General features: G+C 51.5%; 13 protein-coding genes. 10 read left to right on the forward strand and 3 right to left on the reverse strand.

What is annotated here, in order from left to right; all coding sequences use genetic code 11:
• Window positions 1–16 precede the first annotated feature (16 nt).
• Genes recF through dnaA form a run of 3 tightly spaced genes read right to left on the reverse strand, consistent with a single transcriptional unit; the run spans window position 17 to window position 3,624 of the window.
• A complete protein-coding gene (gene recF / locus BIZ37_RS02475; RefSeq protein WP_107300851.1) occupies window positions 17–1,096 on the reverse strand; it encodes a DNA replication/repair protein RecF in 1,080 nt (359 codons plus the stop codon).
• Window positions 1,097–1,100: 4 nt separating this feature from the next.
• The gene (dnaN, locus tag BIZ37_RS02480) at window positions 1,101–2,201 is read right to left on the reverse strand and encodes a DNA polymerase III subunit beta (protein ID WP_107300850.1); all 1,101 of its coding nucleotides are present in this window, start codon (window positions 2,199–2,201) and stop codon (window positions 1,101–1,103) included.
• 1 nt (window position 2,202) lies between these two features.
• Window positions 2,203–3,624 (reverse strand): chromosomal replication initiator protein DnaA, encoded by a 1,422-nt coding sequence (dnaA, locus tag BIZ37_RS02485; protein WP_187460163.1) that lies wholly within the window; start codon window positions 3,622–3,624, stop codon window positions 2,203–2,205.
• Window positions 3,625–3,931: 307 nt separating this feature from the next.
• On the opposite strand from dnaA, the gene BIZ37_RS02490 reads away from it, so the two are divergent.
• From BIZ37_RS02490 to mnmG, 10 genes are all read left to right on the forward strand, one after another.
• Window positions 3,932–4,687, forward strand: a complete 756-nt coding sequence (locus BIZ37_RS02490; RefSeq protein WP_187460164.1) for an amino acid ABC transporter substrate-binding protein — start codon at window positions 3,932–3,934, stop codon at window positions 4,685–4,687.
• An 88-nt stretch (window positions 4,688–4,775) separates the two neighbouring features.
• Entirely contained in the window at window positions 4,776–5,447 is a 672-nt protein-coding gene (locus tag BIZ37_RS02495; RefSeq protein WP_187460165.1) for an amino acid ABC transporter permease, read from the forward strand.
• The gene (locus BIZ37_RS02500; RefSeq protein WP_187460166.1) at window positions 5,444–6,181 is read left to right on the forward strand and encodes an amino acid ABC transporter ATP-binding protein; all 738 of its coding nucleotides are present in this window, start codon (window positions 5,444–5,446) and stop codon (window positions 6,179–6,181) included. The genes BIZ37_RS02495 and BIZ37_RS02500 overlap by 4 nt, the downstream gene beginning before the upstream one ends.
• Before the next feature lie 186 nt (window positions 6,182–6,367).
• On the forward strand, window positions 6,368–6,502 hold the full coding sequence (gene rpmH, locus BIZ37_RS02505) for a 50S ribosomal protein L34 (RefSeq protein ID WP_004411068.1): 135 nt from the start codon (window positions 6,368–6,370) through the stop codon (window positions 6,500–6,502).
• A 13-nt stretch (window positions 6,503–6,515) separates the two neighbouring features.
• Window positions 6,516–6,872 carry a ribonuclease P protein component gene (gene rnpA / locus BIZ37_RS02510; protein ID WP_187460167.1) on the forward strand — a complete coding sequence of 119 codons (357 nt, stop codon included), beginning with the start codon at window positions 6,516–6,518 and terminating at the stop codon, window positions 6,870–6,872.
• Entirely contained in the window at window positions 6,839–7,096 is a 258-nt protein-coding gene (gene yidD / locus BIZ37_RS02515) for a membrane protein insertion efficiency factor YidD (RefSeq protein WP_082008577.1), read from the forward strand. Before rnpA ends, yidD begins: the two co-directional genes overlap by 34 nt.
• 2 nt (window positions 7,097–7,098) lie before the next feature.
• Window positions 7,099–8,706 (forward strand): membrane protein insertase YidC, encoded by a 1,608-nt coding sequence (yidC, locus tag BIZ37_RS02520; protein WP_187460168.1) that lies wholly within the window; start codon window positions 7,099–7,101, stop codon window positions 8,704–8,706.
• 137 nt (window positions 8,707–8,843) lie between these two features.
• Window positions 8,844–10,211 (forward strand): tRNA uridine-5-carboxymethylaminomethyl(34) synthesis GTPase MnmE, encoded by a 1,368-nt coding sequence (mnmE, locus tag BIZ37_RS02525; RefSeq protein WP_187460169.1) that lies wholly within the window; start codon window positions 8,844–8,846, stop codon window positions 10,209–10,211.
• A gap of 174 nt (window positions 10,212–10,385) precedes the next feature.
• Window positions 10,386–10,829: an FMN-binding protein MioC gene (mioC, locus tag BIZ37_RS02530; RefSeq protein WP_187460170.1), complete on the forward strand. Its 444-nt coding sequence runs from the start codon at window positions 10,386–10,388 to the stop codon at window positions 10,827–10,829.
• Between the two features lie 432 nt (window positions 10,830–11,261).
• A complete protein-coding gene (mnmG, locus tag BIZ37_RS02535) occupies window positions 11,262–13,151 on the forward strand; it encodes a tRNA uridine-5-carboxymethylaminomethyl(34) synthesis enzyme MnmG (protein ID WP_107300840.1) in 1,890 nt (629 codons plus the stop codon).
• The last annotated feature ends 3 nt before the right edge of the window (window positions 13,152–13,154 follow it).

Here is a 13,154-nt window from a genome sequence, read left to right on the forward strand (position 1 = left end):
GTTACTCTCGCTTAATTTATCCTGCGGTTATTTTACCGTGTTCCACATGAAACATCTTGCCATTTTCATCATGCATTTCCGCTATTTGGTCAATGCTGATCGCACTGATGAAGACTTGCGCCCCGGTCTCTTTCAACCGTTGCGCCAACAGTGCCCGACGATGGCTATCCAGCTCGGAAGCAAAATCATCAATTAAATATATACACTGCTTACCCGTTGCTTCGGTCAGGTGCAATCCTTGTGCAAGGCGCAAAGCACACATCATCAGCTTGAGCTGACCGCGGGAAAGCACATCCTCTACTGGGGTGCCGGCCACCTTCACCCGCAAGTCCGCTTTGTGCGGGCCGCTGGCGGTGTAGCCCAATTGGCTATCCCGTTCGAAATTACGCTGAAGCAGTTCAGCATAAGGGGTGTCTTTTTCCCAACCCCGGTAGTACCCGAGTTGGATATCAAATTCAGGCAAAAAGACTTCGCAGATCTCTTTGGCTTTTTGTTTTACGGCTTCGAGATAATCATGCCGCCATTGCGAAATCTCTTCAGCCAATACGCTGAGTTCTTGATCCCAGTAGCTCAATTCGCGGTAATGCCTGGCCGTTTTGAGCAAGGCATTACGTTGTTTGGTCAGCCGTTTTACCCGCGCCCAGGCATGATAAAACTGGGGTTCCACGTGAAACACCCCCCAATCAATAAATGAGCGGCGAAACTTCGGACCACCAATAAGTAAATCGAACCCTTCTGGCGTGATCAGCTGCAGCGGTAACAGCTGGGCGAGCTGAGCCAATTTCTGACTCCCTTCCCCACCGATTTTTAGCTCGGTGGTACCATCGCGCTTTTTGTTGATCCCAACAGGAAGCTCGATCGCCGAAGAAGATTGCAAGCGGCCATGGACAAACAGCTCTTGCTGGTCATGGCGGATCACCCTTCCTGTCAGGTGACTTCGGAAAGAGCGGCCATGGCCGAGAAAATGGATCGCCTCCAACACACTGGTCTTGCCGCTGCCGTTAGCACCAACAAGAAAATTGAAGCCTGGTGACAATGACAAGTCACAGGCTTCAATATTGCGGAAATCTTTGACGATCAGACGTGTTAACGACATGACCTTATAGCCTGATTGGCATCACCACGTACATGGCATCACCGCTGGCACTGTCTTCCAACAATGCACTGGCATTGGCATCCGTCAGCGACCAACGTACTTGCTCACACTTGAGGGTGTTAAGAACATCAAGCACGTAACTCACATTGAAACCAATCTCGAGCGGCTCGCCCTCGTAGTCAACATCCAGGAACTCTTCGGCTTCTTCCTGCTCAGGGTTGTTGGCAGTAATACGCATCTCACCCTGTGACAGGTTGAGCCTGACACCACGGAATTTCTCGTTCGACAAGATTGCCGCACGGGAAAAAGCCTTACGCAGTTCATCACAGCTCGCTTCCACAACCTTGGTGCTGTTCTGTGGCATTACGCGGCGATAGTCAGGGAAACGGCCATCTACCAGCTTAGAAGTGAATACGAAATTGTTCACCTCGGCACGGATATTGGAGTGGCCGATCTGCAGGCGCACTTCTTCATCAGGGCTATCAAGCAGGCGCATCAGCTCCATGACCCCTTTGCGAGGGACAATGATTTGCTTGGCTGGCAGTTCGGCACTGGTTGCCACCGAACACACAGCCATCCGGTGACCGTCCGTTGCCACCGAACGCAGCAACTGGCCATCGGTCTCAAACAGCATACCGTTGAGGTAATAGCGCACATCTTGGTGAGCCATCGAGAACTGGGTGCTGTCGATCAGCTGGCGCATCTGGCCCTGAGGAAGGGTAATTTCGACTTCGCTCTGCCAGTCTTCGATATTGGGGAAATCAGCAGCTGGTAGTACCGATAACGTATAACGGCTGCGGCCAGAGCGGATAATCGCACGGTCCCCTTCAAGGGAAATAGCAATATTGGCACTGTCAGGCAAGCCACGGCAGATATCGAGGAACTTGCGCGACGGTACGGTCACGGCCCCTTCTTCGAAGTCGCCTTCCAAGGCCAGCTTGGCAATCATCTCAACTTCGAGGTCGGTACCTGTCATCGATAGGCAACCCTGCTCGACAACCAACAGAATATTGCCGAGGATCGGCAATGAAGGACGGCTACCCAATGCACCAGAGACCTGCTGCAGGGGTTTTAGAAGCTGTTCGCGTGCAACTGTAAATTTCATATTAAGATGACAGTGTTCTTATTAGGTTAGAATAATCTTCTTTGATGTCATGGCTTTCCTCACGCAGCTGCTCAATTTTGCGGCAGGCGTGTAGCACCGTGGTATGATCCCGGCCACCAAAGGCATCGCCAATCTCCGGCAAGCTGTGGTTAGTCAGCTCCTTGGCCAGCGCCATCGCCATCTGGCGCGGGCGGGCAACCGAGCGGGAACGGCGCTTGGATAGCATATCAGCCATCTTAATTTTATAGTACTCGGCCACGGTCTTTTGAATATTATCAATCGTGACCAGCTTTTCCTGCAAGGCCAGCAAATCACGCAGTGCCTCACGGACAAAATCAATCGTAATTGCCCGGCCGGTAAAATTGGCGTTGGCAATGACACGGTTCAGTGCCCCTTCCAACTCACGGACATTGGAGCGCAGGCGCTTGGCAATGAAGAATGCCACTTCGTCTGCCAGGCGGATATTGTGGTCCTCTGCCTTCTTCATCAGGATCGCCACCCGGGTTTCCAATTCCGGCGGCTCAATCGCCACCGTCAGGCCCCAGCCGAAACGTGATTTGAGGCGGTCCTCTACCCCATTAATTTCTCGCGGGTAGCGGTCGGAAGTCAGGATGATCTGCTGGTTGCCTTCCAGTAGCGCATTGAACGTGTGGAAGAACTCTTCCTGCGAGCGCTCCTTGTTGGCAAAAAACTGGATGTCATCGATCAGCAAGGCGTCGACACTACGGTAGTAGCGTTTGAATTCTTCGATGGCATTGTTCTGTAGTGCCTTGACCATATCCTGGACAAAGCGCTCGGAGTGCATGTACACCACTTTGGCATTGGGCTTGCGATCGGCAATGGCATTGCCTACGGCGTGCAACAAGTGGGTTTTACCCAGGCCAGTACCACCGTAGAGGAACAGTGGGTTATACGCCGCTCCCGGGTTATCGGCTACCTGGCGGCACGCAGCCAAGCCCAATTGGTTCGACTTACCCTCAACAAAATTGTTGAAGTTGTGCTTGGGGTTGACGTTCGAGCGGTAACCGGACTGCGATTCAGGCTGGACCGGTGAAGGAGCTGGCTCCCAGGTACGGGAGGGCGCATCGTCTTCAACCAAAGGTGCCGGAGCCGCTGCGGCAGGCGCCGGGCTCAGTGTAGGCGGTGGCGATACCGGTTGCGGCGGCGGAGCAACAACAGGTTTGCTCCCGACCTCAAAGCGCAGGATCGGCATATCGTTACCGCAAAACTCATTGAGCAGGCGGTTGATGTTGTTGAGGTACTTATCACGCACCCAATCCAGCACAAAGCGGTTGGGGGCGAACAGGGTCAACGTATTGTCGCTCAACTCGGCTTGAAGCGGTCGAACCCACATACTGAATTCTGTTGCAGGGAGTTCCTCTTGAAGGCGTTGAAGGCACTGCAACCAAAGCGAAGATGACAAGCTCGACTCCACACTGAATAACAAAACACAAAAAGGGATGCAATTTTATACCCGCTGGCTCAGGATCGCCAGCAAAGAGATCGCAGATCAAGTGAATAAGATCCGACTTATTCACATAGATCGCACAATTATACGGGTGATCACCACAATTTTACCCCTGCTTACCCACAAATCCATGAACATCAGCCATTCAATACTCATACTTTTTGTTATTTAAAATAACTCCAAGTTATTTATGGAAACCTATTATTAACAGATAGGATGGCTCCAACAGAACATCATCACAGCAACCTGAGGAGTAAACAGGATGAAAAGCTGGGTAACAACTTCATTGACTGCAATCGCCCTAACCTTGTCTGTTAGCCAAACAGCGATGGCTGCCACCGATGTAAAAGTAGGAATGTCAGGACGCTATTTCCCTTTTACTTTTGTTAAGCAAGATCAGCTACAAGGCTTTGAGGTCGATCTGTGGAACGAAATCGGCAAACGCAATGACTACAATGTCGAGTTTGTTACCGCTAACTTCTCAGGTCTATTCGGTCTATTGGAAACCGGTCGTATCGACACCATTTCCAACCAAATCACCATGACTGAAGAGCGTAAAGGCAAATACCTGTTCTCAGAACCTTACGTAGTTGATGGTGCACAGCTTGTCGTACGCAAGGGCAATGACAAGATCACCAGCACAGATGACCTCGACGGTAAGACAGTCGGTGTTAACCTAGGCTCGAACTACGAGCAGCTACTACGCCAGCTTGATACTGATGGCAGCATTAAAATCAAAACCTACGATACCGGTATCGAGCACGATGTAGCCCTTGGCCGTACCGATGCATTCGTGATGGACCGCCTTTCGTCGCTTGAGCTGATCAAAAAAGCCAACCTACCGCTACAGCTGGCAGGTGAACCGTTCGAGAAAATTGAAAACGCCTGGCCATTTGTCCAAGGTGAAAAAGGTGAGAAGCTGCGCGATGAGGTCAATGTTGCCCTTGAAGCAATGCGCAAGGACGGCACCTTGGCTGAAATCTCCATCAAGTGGTTTGATGCCGATATCACCCACTAAGTTCGCTCGCTATCCTTCATATTCACAAGACTCACCCCCGGGTGGGTCTTTGTCGCTGATAAACCACGGTAAATAAGAAGACACCACTATGGGTTTTGATTTTGACTACATGCTCTCCCTGATGCCGATCCTGTTCAACTACCTCGGCACCACCATGGGAATGGCACTTTGGGGCCTGGTATTTGCCCTGATCATTGCATTGGTACTGGCCCTGCTTCGAATTTACCGCATCCCGGTGCTCGATCAACTTAGCCAGCTCTATATCAGCTTCTTCCGTGGCACCCCGCTACTGGTACAGCTGTTCCTGCTCTACTACGGCCTGCCACAGGTGATGCCGGTATTTGTCGGCCTCGATGCCTTTACCGCAGCGGTTATCGGCCTGAGCCTACACTTTGCAGCCTATATGGCCGAGAGTATCCGGGCTGCCATTATTGGTATCGACCGCAGTCAGCGGGAAGCCAGTTTGTCGATAGGCATGACCGAACTGCAAGCAATGCGCCGTATCATCCTGCCGCAGGCTACCCGGGTCGCCCTGCCTTCGCTGATGAACTATTTTATCGACATGATCAAATCGACCTCACTGGCCTTCACCCTCGGGGTGGCAGAAATTATGGCTACGGCCCAGATGGAAGCCTCTTCAAGCTTCAAGTTCTTCGAGGCCTTCCTTGCGGTAGCCCTGATTTACTGGGGTATCGTCCTCATCCTGACCCGGGTACAAAACTGGGCAGAAGCCAAACTCAACAGGGCTTATACACGATGATTAAGATTGAAAACCTGACCAAACGCTTTGGTGATGCGACGATTTTCTCCGGCTTGGATCTAACGATCAGTAAAGGGGAAATCGTAGTAGTGATCGGCCCTTCAGGTACCGGTAAGTCGACCCTGCTACGCTGTATCAATTTTCTCGAAACTGCTGATGAAGGCCACCTGACCCTAGGCGACGTCTCGGTCGAGAGCCAGGAAGCAGGACAAAAAGAAATCTTGGCACTACGCAGGCAAACCGGCTTTGTCTTCCAGAACTATGCCCTGTTTGCCCACCTGACGGCGCGACAAAACATTGCCGAAGGGCTGATCACAGTCAAAGGCTGGAACAAAGAGGAAGCCTATAACAAGGCGCAGCAAATCCTAGACGATATCGGCTTAGGCGATAAAGGCGACCAATACCCTGCAGCGTTATCAGGCGGGCAGCAACAACGGGTTGGCATCGGCCGGGCCATGGCACTCGAAGCAGAACTGTTGCTGTTTGACGAGCCGACATCGGCGCTGGATCCCGAATGGGTCGGCGAAGTGCTGAGCCTGATGCAGAAGCTGGCGACACGACACCAGACGATGTTGGTCGTCACCCACGAAATGCAATTTGCCCGCGAAGTGGCCGATCGAGTGATCTTTATGGCCGATGGCAGCTTCGTCGAGCAAGGCACACCGGATCAGATCTTCGGTAACCCGCAAGATCCGAGGCTGAAAAAGTTCCTGAGTCAGGTCGGGATCCGTTAAGGATCCTTGCACTCCTGCGTATAGGAAGTATAATTCAGCGCCCGCAGTTCTCTGCTGGGCATAATTATTGACTATTTAAGAGTCAGTGATTACAATTCCGCCTCTTTGATTAGAGGCAACGACTGAAAACAGTCGCTAAACTCTAACCAAACTTAAAAACTGATCAGTTAATTTAAGGTAAAACCCATGAAACGCACTTTTCAACCTTCAGTTCTAAAGCGCAAGCGTACTCACGGCTTCCGTGCACGCATGGCTACTAAGAACGGTCGCGCAACTATCAATGCACGTCGCGCTAAAGGCCGTAAGCGTCTTTCTAAGTAATCATTAGATTATTTTGAGTAAGCACGCTTTCTCTCGGGAGTTACGTCTGTTAACTCCCGAACATTACAAACAAGTCTTCCAGCAAGCTCATCGTGCTGGCTCTCCCCACTTAACTATTCTTGCCCGCAATAACAACCTTGACCACCCGCGTCTAGGCTTGGCTGTCCCTAAGAAACAGATCAAAACTGCCGTTGGCCGTAACAAATTCAAGCGTATCGTGCGCGAGAGTTTCCGCCAAAAGCAACATGATCTGCCGGCAAAGGATTTTGTCGTTATCGCCAAGAAGAGTGCCAGTGAACTGAGCAACGAAGAACTTTTCAAGCTGCTAGATAAATTATGGCATCGCCTGTCTCGCCCTTCGCGTGGCTAGTCATTGGACTAGTCCGCTTTTACCAACTGGCAATTAGCCCTCTCATCGGGCCGCGTTGTCGCTTCACCCCTACCTGTTCCCAATACGCGATCGAAGCCATAAAAACGCACGGAGCAATAAAAGGAGGTTGGTTCGCGGCGAAACGTCTATTAAGATGTCATCCTTTAAACGACGGTGGTTATGACCCCGTTCCGCCAACCAAGCATAACGACAGAGATAATTAACGATGGATTCCCAACGCAATATTCTGTTAATTGCCCTACTGTTTGTCTCTTTCCTGCTGTTCCAGCAGTGGAATACTGACAGCAACCCGCAAACGCAGGGTGTAGCGCAACAAGTAACTCACAGTGGTGATGTCCCTTCGCATTCCGCTGACGGCCAGCCTATCACTGACCAAAGCACGTCAAACAACCTAATCACCATTAACACTGATGTACTGGCGCTTACTGTCGATACGCTTGGTGGTGACATCATCGAAGCCAAACTACTGGCTTACGACAACGAATTGGAATCGGAAGACCCGTTCGTTCTTCTAAAGAATGACCCAGGCCACAGCTACACGGCTCAATCAGGTCTTATCGGTGCCCAGGGTATCGATACCGCAGCTGGCCGTGCCCAGCTACAAGTTTCTGCTGACAGCTTTACGCTGGAAGATGGCCAGGATGAACTGCGTGTTCCGATGACCTTCGAGCAGGACGGTATCAGCTACACCAAAACTATCATCGTTAAGCGCGACAGCTACGCGGTAGATGTTGAATACACCATCAACAACCAATCAGAGCAGCCAGCTAGCGTGCAGATGTACGCCCAGCTTAAGCAGAACCTGATGGATGACGGTGGCAGCCTGACCATGCCGACTTACCGTGGTGGTGCTTACTCAGCCGACAACGTGAAGTACAAGAAATACAGCTTCGACGATATGCAGGACAAGAACCTTAACCTGGATATGAATCAAGGCTGGGCGGCAATGATGCAGCACTACTTTGTCACTGCATGGATCCCACGCGCAGACCAAGCGAGCAACCTATACACCCGCACCAGCAACGGCCAGGGTTACATCGGTGTTCGCATGCCAACAACCACTGTTGCACCAGGTAGTGAGGAGTCACTAACTGCTACGCTATGGGTTGGTCCTAAGCTACAAGACCAAATGGCAGCAACAGCACAGAACCTAAACCTAACCGTTGACTACGGTTGGCTATGGTTCATTGCTAGCCCGCTACACAGCCTACTGTCGTTCATCCAAGGCATCGTGGTGAACTGGGGTCTAGCGATCATCATCCTAACCTTCATCGTTCGTGGTGCGATGTACCCGCTAACCAAAGCGCAGTACACCTCTATGGCGAAAATGCGTATGCTGCAGCCAAAACTGCAGGCAATGCGTGAGCGCCTGGGCGACGACCGCCAGCGCATGAGCCAGGAAATGATGGAGCTGTACAAGAAAGAGAAAGTGAACCCACTGGGTGGCTGTCTACCAATCTTGCTACAGATGCCAATCTTCATCGCCCTATACTGGGCACTGATGGAGTCAGTTGAGCTACGTCACGCGCCGTTCTTCGGTTGGATCCACGACCTATCAGCACAGGACCCGTTCTACATCCTGCCGATCCTGATGGGTGCGACCATGTTCCTGATCCAGAAGATGAGCCCAACAACAGTTACCGACCCGATGCAACAGAAGATCATGACCTTCATGCCGGTGATGTTCACCTTCTTCTTCCTGTTCTTCCCGTCAGGTCTAGTGCTGTACTGGCTAGTCTCTAACATCGTAACGCTTATCCAGCAGACGCTGATTTACCGCTCGCTGGAGAAGAAAGGCCTGCATAGCAAATAGTGCAGACCCATGTTGAGATAAAAGGCGGCCTGCGGGCCGCCTTTTTTATTCCCTTAACCCTAGGCGCTTGCCTTTGCTGGGCAATCGCCACTACTCTGTTTACAATTGCAGCGTATTTATCAAGCTAAGCCAAAATTATGACTGAACATACAGATACCATTGTTGCCCAAGCCACCCCGCCGGGACGTGGCGGCGTCGGCATTATCCGCGTCTCGGGCCCGAAAGCCAAAGAAGTCGCCCTTGCTGTTGCCGGCCGCGAACTCAAGCCTCGCTATGCCGAGTACCTGCCCTTCAAAAATGAAGACGGCACAGCATTGGATCAGGGTATTGCATTGTTCTTTAAAGGACCGAACTCCTTTACTGGCGAAGATGTGCTGGAACTGCAGGGCCATGGTGGTCCGGTATTGATGGATATGATGATCCGCCGAATCCTGGAAATCGACGGGATCCGTGCAGCACGTCCGGGTGAGTTCTCGGAGCGCGCCTTCATGAACGACAAGCTCGACCTCGCGCAGGCAGAGGCGATTGCCGACCTGATTGATGCCAGTTCAGAGGAAGCGGCGAAAAGTGCCTTCAAATCGCTCCAAGGGGCCTTCTCGGTGCGTGTCAACGAGCTGGTGGAAGCCCTTATCCACCTCCGTATATATGTCGAGGCAGCCATCGATTTTCCAGAAGAGGAAATCGACTTCTTATCAGATGGTAAAGTTGCGGGCGATCTCAATGGTATTATCGACCGCCTTGATGCGGTGCGCCGCGAAGCCAACCAGGGCGCGATTATGCGCGAAGGTATGAAGGTAGTGATTGCCGGCCGCCCTAATGCCGGTAAATCCAGCCTGCTCAATGCCCTGTCAGGCAAAGATAGCGCCATTGTGACCGACATCGCCGGTACCACCCGTGACGTCCTGCGCGAGCATATCCACATTGACGGTATGCCACTGCATATCATCGACACCGCCGGCCTGCGCGAGGCCTCTGACGAAGTAGAGCGCATCGGTATCGAACGCGCGTGGGAAGAAATCCAACAGGCTGACCGGGTGCTGTTCATGGTTGACAGCACTACCACTGACGCCACCGACCCAGCCGAGATCTGGCCGGAATTTGTCGAGCGTCTACCTGAAGGCCTGGGCATTACCGTGATCCGCAACAAGGTCGAGCTAACGGGTGAAGAGGCCGGCATTTGCCACGTCAATAACCCAACATTAATCCGCCTCTCAGCCCGTACAGGTGATGGGGTTGAGCCACTGCGTGAGCACCTCAAGGAGTGCATGGGCTTTGCGGGGACGACCGAAGGTGGCTTTATGGCCCGTAGGCGCCACCTCGATGCGCTGGAGCGCGCAGCAAGCCATTTAGAGACGGGTAAAGAGCAGCTTGAAGGCTTCATGGCCGGGGAAATCCTTGCCGAGGAGCTTCGCCTCTCCCAGCAGCACTTGAGTGAAATCACCGGTGAGTTCACCTCCGATGATCTACTCGGCCGGATCTTTACCTCGTTCTGTATCGGTAAGTAATCGATCCCGCCAACGCGATCCCCTCCCACAGCCTGTTTCGGATCCTCGGGGCAGGCTGTGAATAACCTTTCGAAAAAGATCCTCTTCCCCGCAAGATCAGGCTTTCATCCGTGCTCTGAGCCAGTACAATGCTGTGTATAAATTTGTTGTGAATATCTACACAGGTATCAGACTATGAGCCATATCACCCTTATTACCGGCAGTACCCTCGGTGGTGCCGAATATGTCGCAGACCACCTCAATGACTTGTTCGAACAAGCCGGCCACAGCACCGAAATTATCAATCAGGCCGTATTAGAACAACTCTCCACTGACCATATTTGGCTGGTGGTCTGCTCCACCCATGGCGCAGGCGAGTTTCCAGACAACTTCCAGCCTTTCGTAGAGCAGTTGAACAGCCAACAGCCGGATCTTTCCCGCTTACGCTACGGTGTGATCGGTCTGGGTGACTCCAGTTACGATACGTTCTGTGCCGCAGCCAAGAATATTGATCAACAACTAGCTAAATTGGGGGCGAACCGTCTTGGTGAACGTCTGGAAATTGATGTTTCACAGGATCCGGTACCGGAAGATCCGGCAGAAGCATGGTTGGAAAGCTGGGAAAAACACCTTAACTGAGCAAAAAACGTACAGACTTTTACTCAGTATTTTACGATCCGTAAACTTTTTTCTGTGGATAACTATAGTTCTAAACGGTGATCAACCAATAGTTATCCATTTAATAACTTATCATCCCTTCCCCCCCTGTTGATAACTAGCTATTTTGATCCCAGCTAATCCCTGTAGAGATCCATGCTGCTCCACAACAAATGATCCTCACTAACATCATGATCATTAGGATCATTTATCACTTATCCACACGATCGGGCGATCTATATAATAGATCTAACAGAAGATCTCTTTAAAAGATCTTATATATATTTAAGAGCATCATTCTCTCGGATCAAATGATCTTCAGGAAAGATTCTCTCCACGGCTGAAACAGGATAGAATGTTGCACCTTTGCTCAAAGATAACTCACTGGCAATTTTGAATACCCGAGGTAGTTTCATGTTTTACCAGGACAATTTTGATGTCATCGTCGTAGGTGGCGGCCATGCCGGTACTGAAGCCGCATTGGCGGCAGCGCGTATGGGACAAAAAACCCTGCTGCTGACACACAACATTGATACGTTGGGACAGATGTCATGCAACCCAGCAATCGGCGGGATCGGGAAAGGACACCTGGTTAAAGAAGTTGACGCCCTTGGTGGTTTAATGGCTCGGGCGATCGACAAAGGCGGAATCCAATTCCGTACTTTGAATTCGTCTAAAGGCCCTGCTGTGAGGGCAACACGTGCCCAGGCAGACCGCGCACTGTACAAGGCTGCTGTTCGCGAAGTGCTGGAAAACCAGCCAAACCTGATGCTGTTCCAGCAGTCTGTTGACGATCTGATCATTGAAAATGATCGTGTCGTGGGTGCTGTGACTGAAATGGGTCTTAAATTCCGTGCCAAAGCGGTCGTTTTGACCGTAGGGACATTCCTAGGCGGTAAGATCCACATTGGTCTAGAAAATTACAGTGGTGGCCGTGCTGGCGATCCACCGTCGATCGCATTGGCTTCACGCCTACGTGAAATGCCATTCCGTGTTGATCGCCTTAAGACAGGTACACCACCGCGTATTGATGCTCGCAGTGTTGACTTCAGTCAGTTGCAGGCACAGCATGGTGACAACCCGACTCCACTGTTCTCGTTTATGGGCAAAGCTTCGGATCATCCACGCCAGATTCCGTGCTTTATTACCCACACCAACGAGAAAACCCATGATGTGATCCGTAATAACTTGGATCGTAGCCCGATGTACTCTGGGGTGATCGAGGGGATCGGCCCGCGCTATTGCCCGTCGATCGAAGACAAGGTGATGCGCTTTGCTGACAAAGACAGCCACCAGATCTTCATCGAGCCTGAAGGCTTGACTACCCATGAGTTGTACCCGAACGGTATTTCCACCAGCTTACCGTTTGACGTTCAGATGCAAATCGTTCGTTCGATGAAAGGCTTCGAAAACGCCAATATCGTCCGTCCAGGTTATGCTATCGAGTATGATTTCTTCGATCCCCGTGATTTGAAGCAGACTTTCGAGACCAAATTTATCAATGGCCTGTTCTTTGCTGGCCAGATTAACGGTACAACTGGCTATGAAGAAGCAGCAGCACAAGGCTTGTTGGCCGGTATGAACGCTGCGCTACTGGCACAGGATCGCGAAGGCTGGAGCCCGCGCCGTGATCAAGCTTACATGGGCGTACTGATCGATGATTTGTCGACCATGGGAACCAAAGAGCCGTACCGTATGTTCACTTCCCGCGCCGAGTATCGTCTCCTGCTGCGTGAAGACAATGCAGATTTGCGCCTGACAGAGATTGGCCGCGAGTTTGGCCTGGTTGATGATGAGCGCTGGGCGCGTTTCAACCAGAAGCTGGAGAATATGGAACAGGAACGCCAGCGATTGAAAGGTATTTGGGTGACACCGACTTCTGAACAGGTCGAAGCGGTTAACCAAATTCTAAAAACGCCTATCGTCCGTGAAGCCAGTGGTGAAGATTTGCTGCGTCGCCCTGAAGTGACTTACAACCAGCTTACCGGCATCGAGATGTTCGGCCCGGCTCATGAAGATAGTCAGGCCAGTGAGCAGGTTGAGATCCAGGTGAAATACCAAGGTTATATCGATCGCCAGAAAGACGAAGTGGAAAAATCCCTGCGTCACGAGAAGACCAAGCTACCGTTTGACCTTGAATACAGCGTGGTCAAAGGCTTGTCGAATGAAGTGATTACCAAGCTAAACGACGCCAAACCGGAAACCATTGGTATGGCATCACGTATTTCAGGTATCACCCCGGCAGCCATTTCCCTGCTATTGGTGTACCTCAAGAAGCAAGGCTTGCTGAAAAAAGGCGAATAGGAG

Source organism: Photobacterium sp. BZF1 (genome assembly GCF_014349205.1).
Lineage (GTDB): Bacteria > Pseudomonadota > Gammaproteobacteria > Enterobacterales > Vibrionaceae > Photobacterium.

Excerpts from the sequence above, each read along its gene's own strand:
- recF (WP_107300851.1), bottom strand. The coding sequence starts at position 1,096 with ATGTCGTTAACACGTCTGATCGTCAAAGATTTCCGCAATATTGAAGCC.
- dnaN (WP_107300850.1), bottom strand. The coding sequence starts at position 2,201 with ATGAAATTTACAGTTGCACGCGAACAGCTTCTAAAACCCCTGCAGCAG.
- BIZ37_RS02490 (WP_187460164.1), top strand. The coding sequence starts at position 3,932 with ATGAAAAGCTGGGTAACAACTTCATTGACTGCAATCGCCCTAACCTTG.
- BIZ37_RS02495 (WP_187460165.1), top strand. The coding sequence starts at position 4,776 with ATGGGTTTTGATTTTGACTACATGCTCTCCCTGATGCCGATCCTGTTC.
- BIZ37_RS02500 (WP_187460166.1), top strand. The coding sequence starts at position 5,444 with ATGATTAAGATTGAAAACCTGACCAAACGCTTTGGTGATGCGACGATT.
- rpmH (WP_004411068.1), top strand. The coding sequence starts at position 6,368 with ATGAAACGCACTTTTCAACCTTCAGTTCTAAAGCGCAAGCGTACTCAC.
- yidD (WP_082008577.1), top strand. The coding sequence starts at position 6,839 with ATGGCATCGCCTGTCTCGCCCTTCGCGTGGCTAGTCATTGGACTAGTC.
- yidC (WP_187460168.1), top strand. The coding sequence starts at position 7,099 with ATGGATTCCCAACGCAATATTCTGTTAATTGCCCTACTGTTTGTCTCT.
- mnmE (WP_187460169.1), top strand. The coding sequence starts at position 8,844 with ATGACTGAACATACAGATACCATTGTTGCCCAAGCCACCCCGCCGGGA.
- mioC (WP_187460170.1), top strand. The coding sequence starts at position 10,386 with ATGAGCCATATCACCCTTATTACCGGCAGTACCCTCGGTGGTGCCGAA.
- mnmG (WP_107300840.1), top strand. The coding sequence starts at position 11,262 with ATGTTTTACCAGGACAATTTTGATGTCATCGTCGTAGGTGGCGGCCAT.